9 protein-coding genes are annotated in these 11,240 nt (G+C 71.3%); 3 read left to right on the top strand and 6 right to left on the bottom strand.

The window, feature by feature from the left end; translation table 11 throughout:
• Positions 1-6: 6 nt before the first annotated feature.
• The 4 genes from ACFY1L_RS39735 to ACFY1L_RS39720 are packed head-to-tail and all read right to left on the bottom strand — an operon-like array spanning position 7 to position 4,247.
• On the bottom strand, positions 7-645 hold the full coding sequence (locus ACFY1L_RS39735) for an ATP/GTP-binding protein (protein ID WP_388835961.1): 639 nt from the start codon (positions 643-645) through the stop codon (positions 7-9).
• The gene (locus ACFY1L_RS39730) at positions 626-1,033 is read right to left on the bottom strand and encodes a DUF742 domain-containing protein (RefSeq protein ID WP_388835958.1); all 408 of its coding nucleotides are present in this window, start codon (positions 1,031-1,033) and stop codon (positions 626-628) included. Before ACFY1L_RS39730 ends, ACFY1L_RS39735 begins: the two co-directional genes overlap by 20 nt.
• A complete protein-coding gene (locus ACFY1L_RS39725) occupies positions 1,030-1,533 on the bottom strand; it encodes a roadblock/LC7 domain-containing protein (RefSeq protein WP_388835955.1) in 504 nt (167 codons plus the stop codon). Before ACFY1L_RS39725 ends, ACFY1L_RS39730 begins: the two co-directional genes overlap by 4 nt.
• The gene (locus ACFY1L_RS39720; protein ID WP_388835953.1) at positions 1,530-4,247 is read right to left on the bottom strand and encodes a nitrate- and nitrite sensing domain-containing protein; all 2,718 of its coding nucleotides are present in this window, start codon (positions 4,245-4,247) and stop codon (positions 1,530-1,532) included. Before ACFY1L_RS39720 ends, ACFY1L_RS39725 begins: the two co-directional genes overlap by 4 nt.
• A 415-nt stretch (positions 4,248-4,662) precedes the next feature.
• Between ACFY1L_RS39720 and ACFY1L_RS39715 the strand changes: the two genes are divergently transcribed.
• A complete protein-coding gene (locus ACFY1L_RS39715) occupies positions 4,663-5,451 on the top strand; it encodes a protein phosphatase 2C domain-containing protein (RefSeq protein ID WP_388835950.1) in 789 nt (262 codons plus the stop codon).
• A gap of 18 nt (positions 5,452-5,469) precedes the next feature.
• Here ACFY1L_RS39715 and ACFY1L_RS39710 read toward each other — a convergent pair whose 3' ends face one another.
• On the bottom strand, positions 5,470-5,961 hold the full coding sequence (locus tag ACFY1L_RS39710; protein WP_388835947.1) for a MarR family winged helix-turn-helix transcriptional regulator: 492 nt from the start codon (positions 5,959-5,961) through the stop codon (positions 5,470-5,472).
• Positions 5,962-6,189: 228 nt separating this feature from the next.
• Between ACFY1L_RS39710 and ACFY1L_RS39705 the strand changes: the two genes are divergently transcribed.
• On the top strand, positions 6,190-7,014 hold the full coding sequence (locus tag ACFY1L_RS39705; RefSeq protein WP_388835944.1) for a lysozyme: 825 nt from the start codon (positions 6,190-6,192) through the stop codon (positions 7,012-7,014).
• Between the two features lie 70 nt (positions 7,015-7,084).
• Here ACFY1L_RS39705 and lon read toward each other — a convergent pair whose 3' ends face one another.
• Positions 7,085-9,499, bottom strand: coding sequence for an endopeptidase La (gene lon / locus ACFY1L_RS39700; protein WP_388835941.1), 2,415 nt, complete (start codon positions 9,497-9,499; stop codon positions 7,085-7,087).
• Positions 9,500-9,714: 215 nt separating this feature from the next.
• Between lon and ACFY1L_RS39695 the strand changes: the two genes are divergently transcribed.
• The gene (locus ACFY1L_RS39695) at positions 9,715-11,232 is read left to right on the top strand and encodes a sulfatase (RefSeq protein ID WP_388835939.1); all 1,518 of its coding nucleotides are present in this window, start codon (positions 9,715-9,717) and stop codon (positions 11,230-11,232) included.
• The last annotated feature ends 8 nt before the right edge of the window (positions 11,233-11,240 follow it).

Below are 11,240 nucleotides of genomic sequence, written 5' to 3'. Positions count from 1 at the left end.
GTTCTCCTACTCGGGGGTGACGTCCAGCGCGTGGCCGACGAGGGACAGCAGAGTCTCGATCACGGAGATCCGGCGGCGCGCATCCATGATCATTACAGGTATGTGCGCGGGGACCGTCAACGCCTCTCGCACGTCCTCCGGTTCGAAGCGCTCGCTGCCGTCGAAGTGGTTGACCGCGACGACGTACGGCATTCCGCAGCTCTCGAAGTAGTCCAGCGCCGGGAAGCAGTCCTTCAGCCGCCTGGTGTCCGCGAGGACAACCGCGCCGATCGCGCCGCGCACCAGGTCGTCCCACATGAACCAGAACCGCTGCTGGCCCGGCGTGCCGAACAGGTAGAGCACCAGGTCGTCGTCGAGCGTGAGGCGGCCGAAGTCCATGGCCACGGTGGTGGTGAGCTTGCCGGGCGTGGCGGTGAGGTCGTCGGTCTCCTCGCTGGCCTCGGTCATCAGCGCCTCGGTCTGCAGGGGCGTGATCTCCGAGACCGCGGTGACCAGGGTGGTCTTGCCGACGCCGAAACCGCCCGCCACGACTATCTTCGTCGCGATGGGGGCGCGGGTGCGGTCCGTCTGCCAGGGCTGTTCGGGCCCCTCTTCGTCGAGGAGCGGGGAGACACCGCGAGCGGCGTCAGAGACGACGGAGTCCACTCAGCACCCTTTCCAGCAGAGCGCGGTCCGGGCGGCCCGTCCCGTGCCCGGTACCTGTTCCGTACACACGGATCTTTCCCTGGTCCGCGAGGTCGCTGAGCAGCACGCGGACCACGCCGAGCGGCATCTTCAGCAGCGCGGCTATCTCGGCCACCGTGCGCATACGGCGGCACAGTTCGACGATGGCCAGCATCTCCGGCATGACCCGGGTGCTGAGCGAACCCTTCGTCAGCTCCTTGCGCTCCTCCGGCGCCTCCAGCGCGGCCACGAACGTCTCCACCAGGAGGACGTGGCCGAAGCGGGTACGGCCGCCGGTGAGCGAGTAGGGGCGGACGCGCGCGGGCTTGCGGTCGCCGCCGCGCACGGGGAGGTTCGGCCGGTCGGTCATCGTGCACTCCCCGCGGACTCCGACTCCAGGGATTTTCGTAGCTCGCTGCGGAGTTCGGGGGTGAGGACATGACCGGCGCGGCCGACGAACAGTGCCATGTGATATGCCACCACGCTCATGTCGCAGTCCGCGGAGCCGTGCACGCCGAGCAGCGAGCCGTCGCTGATCGACATCACGAACAGGCTGCCCTCGTCCATCGCGATCATTGTGTGCTTCACGCCGCCGGAGTCCATCAGCTTGGCGGCGCCGATGGTGAGGCTGCCGATGCCGGAGACGATGGTCGCCAGGTCGGCGGAGGAGCCTCGGGGGCCCTTCGCCGTACGTGCCCCTGCCTGGCGGGCCTCGTCGTTGCGGCCCGGGTCCGAGGAGAGCAGGAGCAGGCCGTCGGAGGAAACCACCGCCACCGACTGGATGCCCGGCACCTCCTCGACCAGGTTCGTCAACAGCCAGTGCAGGTTGCGGGCTTCACTGCTCAGTCCGAAGGTACTGGGCGCGGTCAACTGCTTGCCTCCTCGACAGTGCCCCCCGTGGCTTCTTCGGATACGGCTGTTTCGGTGGCCGGCACCTGGTTCTGGGCCGTCTGTTCCGCGATCTCCGCCTCTACGGCGCGGTAGCCGGCCTGCGCGCCGGTACGGAAGCCGCCGAGTCTCCTGCGCAGTGCTTCCGCGTCCACGGATGCGTTGCGCTGGCGGGGCGGTGGCGTGGGGGCGGTGATCTTCGGGGTGCGCTTGGGGAGGCCCTTTGCGGTGACCGGTTCCTCGTCCGGTGTGCGCGTGTGTTCCGCCTCGGCTTCGGCTTCGGCGGGTTCGTTCCCACCGGGTGGGCCCTGTGGGGGTTCCTCGCCGTCGGCGGCCGCGGGCTGTGTGTGGATCGGGTCCGTCTCCCCCGCCTGGGCCGGGATCAGGAGTTCCATCGTCGTCTCGACCGGTGCCGCGGGCGGTGTGGACTCGCTCAGCGCCTTCTCCGCCAGCGCGACCAGTGGGTCGGCGGTCGGCTTCGGGCGGCCGGGCAGGACGTTGGAGTTGGCCTCCGCGTCCGCGCCCGGCAGGGAGAAGGCGTGGGTGGCGCCCGCCACCGGTGCGGCGGACGACGGGACCGCGGCGGACGGGGCCGGGGCCAGCAGGCCCTTCGGCAGGACCACGACCGCTGCCACGCCGCCCTGCTTCTGCTCGCGCAGCTGGACGCGGACGTCGTGGCGGTGGGCGAGGCGGGCCACGACGTAGAGGCCGAGGCCCAGGCCCTCCTCGCCCTCCTGGTCGTAGGGGGACTCGGGGTCGAACTCGGCCAGGCGGGCGTTGAGGCGGGTCATGCGCTCGGCGGTCATGCCGATGCCCTCGTCCTGGACGGAGAGCATGACCTCGCCGTTCTCCAGGAGCCAGCCGGAGATCTCGACCGGCAGGTCGGGCGGGGAGAACGAGGTTGCGTTCTCCATCAGTTCGGCCAGCAGGTGGGAGAGGTCGTCCGCGGCGAAGCCGGCAACGTGCCCGTGCGGCGGGAGGGCCGCGATGCGGACGCGCTCGTAGCGCTCGATCTCGCTGACCGCGGCCCGTACGACGTCCACCAGCGGGACGGGGTGGGCGCTCTGCTGGACGTGCTCGGTGCCGGCGAGGACGAGGAGGTTCTCGCTGTGGCGGCGCATGACCGTGGCGAAGTGGTCGAGTTTGAAGAGGGTGGCGAGGCGGTCGGGGTCGTGCTCGCGCTCCTCCAGGCCCTCGATGACGGCCAGTTGGCGCTCGACGAGGCCGAGGGTGCGCAGCGCGAGGTTGACGAACGTGCCGCCGATGCTCTCCCGCAGGCGCTCCAACTGGGCCGCGGAGTCGGCGAGTTCGGCGCGCAGGTCCTCGCGGGCGTCCGCCATCTTCTGGCGCTGGCCGACCAGGTGCTTGCGGTCGGACTCCAGGGTGGCGATGCGCTCGTGCAGGGCCGCCGCGTGCGCGTGCAGGGCGTTGACCGAGCGGACGACCTGGGCGAACTCGTCGTTGCGGCCGGTGAAGGTGACCGGTTCCTCGGCGGCCGGGTTCTCCGCCTCGGCGAGCCGGGCCGAGCCGCGGCGCAGGACGGAGAGCGGACGCGTGAGGCTGCGCGCCATGGCCGTGGCGACGCCGACGGCGACCAGCATCAGGGCGCCGAGGACGGCGATGCGGATCTCCAGCGCGGTGACGTCGTCGTCGCGCAGCTGGGCCAGGTCCTTGGTGCGGTGGTCGTAGAGCGCGGACTCCGCCCCGCGCATGGCGTCGATACGGGCGGAGAGCGCCGCGTCCACCTTCGTGGCACTGGTGCCGAGTTCGGCGGAGCTCAGCGTCGGCTGGTCGGTGAGGAGCGCGAGGTACTTCTCGGCCGAGTTGACCTCGGGCCCGGTGACCGTGGAGTCGTACGACGCCCGGGCCGCCTTGGGCGCGGTGTCGCGGAAGTCGGCGAGCGCGGCGTCGGAGCGCAGCCGGGCCTGCTGGGCGGCCGCGGACAGGGCGTCGCGCTGCTTGGTGTCGGCGGCCGAGGAGACGGTGGTCCTGATCGGCAGGCCGGTGGTGGGGCTGATGACCGTCTGGGTGGTCGTCGGCACGCTGAGCGCCGCGAGGAGGAGCCCGCGGGCGGCCGCGGACTGCTGCACGGCCGAGTCCAGCTCGGCGAGCGCGTATGCGCCCGAACCAGCCCGGGGCGGCATCTGCTGCGCCAACTGCTCGGCGAGCGCGTGCAGTTCGGTGATGGCCGCCGAGTAGGCGTTGTGCGTCTCGAGGGCACTGCTCTTGCCGGTGAGCGCGGCGCGCCGCACGGTGGCGATGCCGTCGAGGTCACCGAGCAGCGAGGCAGGGGTGTCGGTGTTCTCCCGCAGATCCTCGACCTGCCGGTCGACGCGGGCGCTGCGCTGCTCGGAGGGCGCCTTGGACTTGGCGCGGCCGGCCGCGATGTACGAGGTGACCTCGTCCCGCTCGTCGGCGAGCGAATGGGCCAGGGCCAGGGCGTCCTGGGTCTGCTCGGCGAGCGTCACCAGGTCCTGGGAGTCCTTCAGCTGCCCGGAGGCCGCGAGGACGGCAGGGGCTCCGGCGCCGACGATGGCGGCGGCCACGACGGCCACGGCGACGACGAGCCGGTTGCGGACGTGGGTGGGCCGGCCCTTGCCTGTGGTGGTGCCGGTGCCTGTGGTGCCGGGCGTGCCCTCCGCGCCCGCTGCGGGGTCCGTCTGCTTGCCTGTGCGACGAGGCCGCGTCTTCTGCACCGGTGCTCGCATTCCTGACTCGTGATACTCATGGGCCCGGGTGACGGTCCGTCAACTGCCGCAGACCGTACGTGCACCCTCTCCCGCTCTCGACTCCGCTCGAGCGGGAGGTACCCCCACCGGTCCCCGACCCTCCCAGTGCCGGTGGGCAGTGGCCGCGCATCAACTGACCCGCCACCCGAAGGAGTGAACATCGGAGGGGAGTTGGCGGGCAAGTTCCTCCGACGATTGCAGCGGCCTTTCCGGGCGGGCCGGTTGGACGTCCACGACGACCGATGGCAGTATGTGCCGCCACGCATTCCCGGAACGGCGAATTCCGTCCCAAACCCGGCGCCTGACCTGCGTAAGTGCGCCAATTCGGCAACCAATGCCAGCCTTTGGCGAACCTTGTGAAGACGTCGTGCAGACTGGCCGAATGCGTACGGAACTTGTTTCGGAGCCCGGTGATCCCGCCCGCCCCAACGAGGACTTCGCCGCCGTGGTCCTGCCCGCTTCCGGACGGGGAGGTGCGGTGGTGGCCCTGGACGGAGTGACACCGCCGCGCGGCGGGACCGGCTGTCTGCATTCCGTCGACTGGTACACCGCACGCCTGGGCGGCGCCCTGACCGAACTGACCGTTTCCCTACCGGATGTTCCGCTGTCGGAGGCCCTGTCCCGCGCCATCTCCCGCACCGCTGCGGCCCACGCCGACACCTGTGACCTTTCTCACCCACGCACCCCGCAGGCAACGGTGGTCGTGGCGCGGTGGTCGCCGGAGACGGTCGAGTACCTGGTCCTGTCGGACTCGGCCCTGCTGGTGGAGTCGTCGGAGGGGTCGGTGACGGCGGTGCTCGACGACCGGCTGTCCCGGCTGCCCCGCTCGGCCCTGGCGACGGACGCGATCGTGGACTCGACGGTCCGCAACAAGGAGGGCGGCTTCTTCACGGCGGCCGCGGATCCGGCCGTGGCGGAACGGGCGGTCACGGGGGCGCTGCCGCGGGCCGGGGTCCGTGCGCTGGCGGCGCTGACGGACGGGGCCACGCGGTGGGTGGAGAAGTTCCGGGAGGGCGACTGGGAGGACTGCTTCCGCCTCGTCCGGAAGGAGGGGGCGAGGGCGCTGGTGCAGCGGGTGCGGGCGCTGGAGCGGGCGGACGCGGAGGAGCGGACGTATCTGCGCCGGAGCAAGACACACGACGACGCGACGGTGGTGTACGTGGAGCTGTGACGCCCGCCCCCGGGCCTCCTACCTCTCCATCCCCCGGTTCAACTGCGCCAGCAGCCGCGCCAGCTCCGCCACTTCCCGGCGGTCCCAGTGGGACAGCTGACTGACGTACCGGGCCCGCCGGGCCTCGCGCACCTTGCTGACACGGTTGTGGCCCTCGTCGGTGAGGTGGACCAGCCAGGCGCGGCCGTCCGCCGGGTCGGGCTCGCGGGCGACCAGGCCCAGGTCCTCCAGGGCGCGGAGCTGGCGGGACATGGTGGCCTTGCCGACGCCGATGTAGGCCGCGAGCTCCGTCGCCCGCTGACGGCCGCACTCGTCGAGGCGGATCAGGAGGCCGTACGCCGCCGACTCCAGGTCGGGGTGGACCTCGCGGGCCATCTCACCCTGGTTGGCGCGGGCACGCCGCAGCAGCACCGTGAGTTCGCGCTCCAGGGACAGGTACTCCTGGTCCGCACCACCCGGTGTCGTACCCGACGAGAGTCTGCCCTCGTCGCCGTTTCCGCCTTCGTGCACGTCAGCCCCTGCCTCGGTCTTCCCGGTCCTGAAAGTTTCCGCCGAACCACGTCATTGCCGCAGCTCCGTCAGTATTTCGCAGGGCTAGACCAACGGCAGCCCCCGGCCCCTCTTCCCACGGGCTGCGCGACGTGCGTAGCTTCCTTTACCAGGCAACGGCTGGCATGCCCACGCCAGCCTCATACGGCCCCCTCCACCGAGCATCACCGAGCCTTTCGGAGGCACGCTATGCCCGTGCACAGACCTGGATCGGTACGCCCCCGGCGCCTCGTTCTCGCCGGGCTCCTGCTCGCAGCCCTGTCCCTCGCCCTGCCCCTCGCCGTCCCGGCCTCCGCGGCCGACACTCCGGCCCGGGGCTCCGCCTACATGGGCATGGGCGTCCTCGCTCACGACGGCCGCAGCGGCACCCCCAGCCCCACCGCCGCCACCCAGACCGAGGGCGTCGACGTCTCCAGCCATCAGGGCAACGTCGCCTGGTCGACCCTGTGGAACAGCGGGGTCAAGTGGGCCTACACCAAGGCGACGGAAGGGACGTACTACACGAACCCCTACTTCACCCAGCAGTACAACGGCTCCTACGGCGTCGGCATGATCCGCGGCGCGTACCACTTCGCGACCCCCGACACCACCAGCGGCGCGACCCAGGCCAACTACTTCGTCGACCACGGCGGCGGCTGGTCCAAGGACGGCAGGACCCTGCCCGGCGCCCTCGACATCGAGTGGAACCCCTACGGCGCCTCCTGCTACGGCAAGTCGCAGAGCGCGATGGTCAGCTGGATCGCCGACTTCCTGAACACGTACAAGGCCCGCACGGGCCGCGACGCCGTGATCTACACGGCGACGAGCTGGTGGACGGACTGCACCGGCAACTACGGCGGCTTCGCGTCGGCCAACCCGCTGTGGATCGCGCGGTACGCCTCCGATCCGGGCACACTGCCGGCGGGCTGGTCGTACTACACGATGTGGCAGTACACCTCGTCCGGCCCGACCGTCGGCGACCACGACAGATTCAACGGGGCGCTGGACCGCGTCGTCGCCCTCGCCAACGGCTGACAGGCCGAGCAGGGCGAAGGCCCGGGCCTCCCTCACGGGACCCGGGCCTTGCCTTGTCCGGTGGCGTCCGTCACGCCGCCACCGGAACCTCCGGCTTCGCGTCGCTCGTGGCGGGCGCGAGGGCCAGTTCCAGGACCTGGCGGACGTCCGTGACGGCGTGGACGTCGAGCTTGTCCAGCACCTCCGCGGGGACGTCGTCCAGGTCGGGTTCGTTGCGCTTGGGGATGATCACGGTCGTCACCCCTGCGCGGTGCGCGGCCAGCAGCTTCTGCTTCACGCCGCCGATCGGGAGGACCCGGCCGGTCAGCGAGACCTCGCCGGTCATCGCCACATCCGTACGGACAAGCCGGCCGGAGAGCAGCGACGCCAGTGCCGTCGTCATCGTGATGCCCGCGCTCGGGCCGTCCTTCGGGACCGCGCCCGCCGGGAAGTGGATGTGCACTCCCCGGTCCTTCAGGTCGGCGACGGGGAGCTCCAGCTCCGCACCGCGCGACCGCAGGAAGGACAGGGCGATCTGCGCCGACTCCTTCATCACGTCGCCGAGTTGACCGGTGAGGGTCAGGCCCGCCGCGCCCGTCTCCGGGTCGGAGAGCGACGCCTCCACGAACAACACGTCGCCGCCCGCGCCCGTCACAGCCAGGCCCGTCGCCACGCCCGGCACCGCCGTACGGCGCTCCGCCGGGTCCTGCGCCGACTCCGGGACGTGGTGCGGCCGTCCGATCAGGCCGCGCAGGTCGCCGTCCGTGATGGTGAACGGCAGCTTCCGCTCGCCCAGTTCGTGCTCGGCCGCGACCTTGCGCAGCAGCCGGGCGATGGACCGCTCGAGGGTGCGGACGCCCGCCTCGCGCGTGTACTCGCCGGCGAGCTTGCGCAGCGCGCCCTCGTCGATGGCGACCTCGTCCGACTTGAGGCCCGCCCGCTCCAGCTGACGCGGAAGCAGGTGGTCCCGGGCGATGACGACCTTCTCGTCCTCGGTGTAGCCGTCGAGGCGGACCAGTTCCATACGGTCGAGCAGGGCCTCCGGGATGGCCTCCAGGACGTTGGCCGTGGCGAGGAACACCACGTCCGACAGGTCGAGTTCGACCTCCAGGTAGTGGTCACGGAAGGTGTGGTTCTGCGCCGGGTCCAGGACCTCGAGGAGGGCGGCCGCGGGGTCGCCGCGGAAGTCCGAGCCCACCTTGTCGATCTCGTCCAGCAGGACGACCGGGTTCATCGAACCGGCCTCCTTGATCGCGCGGACGACACGGCCGGGCAGCGCGCCGACGTACGTGCGCCGGTGGCCGCGGATCTCCGCCTCGTCCCGTACGCCGCCGAGCGCCACGCGGACGAACTTGCGGCCCATGGCGTGGGCGACGGACTCGCCGAGCGAGGTCTTGCCGACGCCGGGCGGGCCGACGAGGGCCAGTACGGCACCGCCGCGCCGGCCGCCCACGACACCGAGGCCCCGCTCGCTGCGGCGCTTGCGCACTGCCAGGTACTCGGTGATCCGCTCCTTCACGTCCTCCAGACCGGAGTGCTCGGCGTCGAGGATCGCCTTGGCGCCCTGGATGTCGTAGGAGTCCTCGGTCCGTTCGTTCCACGGCAGTTCGAGGACGGTGTCCAGCCAGGTGCGGATCCAGGAGCCCTCGGGCGACTGGTCGGAGGACCGCTCCAGCTTGTCGACCTCCTTGAGGGCCGCCTCGCGGACCTTCTCGGGCAGGTCGGCGGCCTCGACGCGGGCGCGGTAGTCGTCGGACTCCTCGCCGTCCTGCTCGCCGTTCAGCTCGCGCAGTTCCTTGCGTACGGCTTCCAGCTGACGGCGGAGCAGGAACTCGCGCTGCTGCTTGTCGACGCCCTCCTGGACGTCCTTGGCGATGGTCTCGGCGACGTCCTGCTCGGCGAGGTGGTCGCGCAGCTGCTGGGTGGCGAGCTTGAGACGCGCGACCGGGTCGGCGGTCTCGAGCAGTTCGATCTTCTGGTCGGTGCTCAGGAAGGGCGAGTAACCGGAGTTGTCGGCGAGCGCGGACACGTCCTCGATCGCCTGGACACGGTCCACGACCTGCCAGGCGCCACGCTTGCGCAGCCAGGCGGTGGCCAGGGCCTTGTACTCCTTGACCAGTTCGGTGACGTGACCGGGCTGTGGCTCGGGCACACTCTCGTCGATCCTCGTCCCCTCGACCCACAGCGCCGCGCCCGGCCCGGTGGTCCCGGCGCCGATCCGCACACGGCCGCGGCCGCGGATCAGGGCGCCCGGGTCACCGTCGGCCAGCCGGCCCACCTGCTCGACGGTGCCGAGCACGCCCGTGCCCGGGTATGTGCCGTCGATGCGTGGGACCAACAGGACCTTGGGCTTTCCCGGCTCTGAGCGGGCGGCGGCCTGGGCGGCCTCCACCGCGGCGCGTACGTCGGCGTCGTTCAGGTCCAGCGGGACCACCATGCCGGGCAGCACGACCTCGTCGTCGAGCGGCAGCACGGGCAGGGTGAGCGTTGTGGACGTCGAAGCCATGATTTTCCTTCCGGCAGCCAAGTTGAGTTATGCCGACTCAATGCATGGCGCTTCGCGGATGTTCCCGGGACACCGTTCGCTGTCAGCGATCGGGCGGTGACGTGGGCATTGCCGCAAGAGGACCGCAAGGCCGTCGCCATTGAACCCGCAACGGCATTCACAGGAACGGCCCGCACACTGCAAGCTCATTCACAGGTTGTGAGGGCGGGAAGCGAATGTCCGAGGAGCAGCGGCGGGGGCCGGCCCGGCGTGCGGTGATCGCGGGGGCCGCCGTGGTGGCCGCAGGGACCGCCGTGCCGCTCGTGGTGCGGGCCGCCGGCCACGACGAGGCACCGGCCGCCCCGGCGAGCGGCAGCAAACCCCCCGCCGACCGGGCCCGGACCGCCGCCCCGGCAGCCGGCCGGACGGCCTCCCCCACCCCGTACCGCCGCCCCCGCTCCGATCACCGCCCGAACATCCTGTTCGTCCTCACCGACGACCAGCCGAAGGAGACCGGCTGGGCCCTCCCCCAGACCCTCGACTGGCTCGGCGGAAACGGCGTCACCTTCGCCCGCGCGCACGCCAACACACCCCTGTGCGCGCCCTCCCGCGCCTCGATCATGTCGGGCCGCTACGCCCACAACCACGGCGTCCTCGACACCCGGCACCCGTACCACCTGGACCAACGCACCACGGTCCAGCGCCGGTTGCACGAGGCGGGCTACCGCACGGGCCTGTTCGGCAAGTACCTCAACTACTGGCACACCGGCGACGCCCCGCCCCACTTCGACGAGTGGCTGCTCCAAGAACCCGTGGCCTACTACAACGGCCACTACAACGACAACGGCACCGTCCGGAACATCCCCGGGTACAACACCACCGTCATCAAGGACCGCGCCCTCGCCTTCATCGAGCAGTCCCGCACCGACGAACGGCCCTGGTTCGCGTACGTCGCCACCCGCAGCGCGCACGAGCTGAACATCCCGGAGAAGCGGTACGCACACGCGCGCGTGCCGGACTGGGACGGGCGGCCGTCCGTCTTCGAGACCGACAAGGCCGACAAGCCGCCGTTCCTGCGCAGGGCGCACCACTCCTTCACCCAGGGCAAGGCCCTGCGCGAACGCCAGCTCCGCACCCTGCTCTCCGTGGACGACGCGATGCGCGACTTCCGGGACAGGCTGCGCGAGCTCGGCCAGCTGGAGAACACCCTGGTGCTGTTCACCAGCGACCACGGCCTGTGCTGGGGCGACCACGGCTGGCTGCGCAAGTCGGTGCCGTACCGGCCGAGCCTGGAGGTGCCGTTCCACCTGTCCTGGCCGGCGGGCGGCCTCGGCAGGGCGGGCACCGACGACCGGCTCACCGGTCATGTCGACATCGCGCCCACGTTCCTGGCCGCGGCCGGCATCGAGCCGGACACCCCGCACGACGGCCACTCGCTGCTGGACCGGCACAACGACCGCTCCCACCTGCTCGCCGAGTGGTGGTGGAACCAGGAGGACAAGCAGCCGATCCACACCTGGGCGACGTACATCGGCAAGACGGAGCAGTACACCGAGTACTACCGGACACGGCTCGGCAAGGGCGGCCGCCCGAGAGGCAGCGGAGAGGTGCTCTTCCGGGAGTACTACGACCTCGCGAAGGACCCGTACCAGCTCAGCAACCGGCTCCACGGGGCGAGCGCGGAACAGGAGCGCAGGCTCGGGGTGCCGCGGCTGGCAAAGGAGTTGGCGGCTGCCCGGCGGGCGAACGGATAGGGCGGCCG

Source organism: Streptomyces sp. NPDC001663 (assembly GCF_042893105.1).
GTDB lineage: Bacteria > Actinomycetota > Actinomycetes > Streptomycetales > Streptomycetaceae > Streptomyces.
The sequence above is the reverse complement of the archived record's forward strand: the minus strand, read 5'-3'. Positions and strand labels throughout refer to the sequence as shown.

Coding starts and splice junctions, on each gene's coding strand:
- ACFY1L_RS39705 (WP_388835944.1), top strand. CDS start 6,190: ATGCCCGTGCACAGACCTGGATCGGTACGCCCCCGGCGCCTCGTTCTC.
- ACFY1L_RS39695 (WP_388835939.1), top strand. CDS start 9,715: ATGTCCGAGGAGCAGCGGCGGGGGCCGGCCCGGCGTGCGGTGATCGCG.
- ACFY1L_RS39730 (WP_388835958.1), bottom strand. CDS start 1,033: ATGACCGACCGGCCGAACCTCCCCGTGCGCGGCGGCGACCGCAAGCCC.
- lon (WP_388835941.1), bottom strand. CDS start 9,499: ATGGCTTCGACGTCCACAACGCTCACCCTGCCCGTGCTGCCGCTCGAC.
- ACFY1L_RS39715 (WP_388835950.1), top strand. CDS start 4,663: ATGCGTACGGAACTTGTTTCGGAGCCCGGTGATCCCGCCCGCCCCAAC.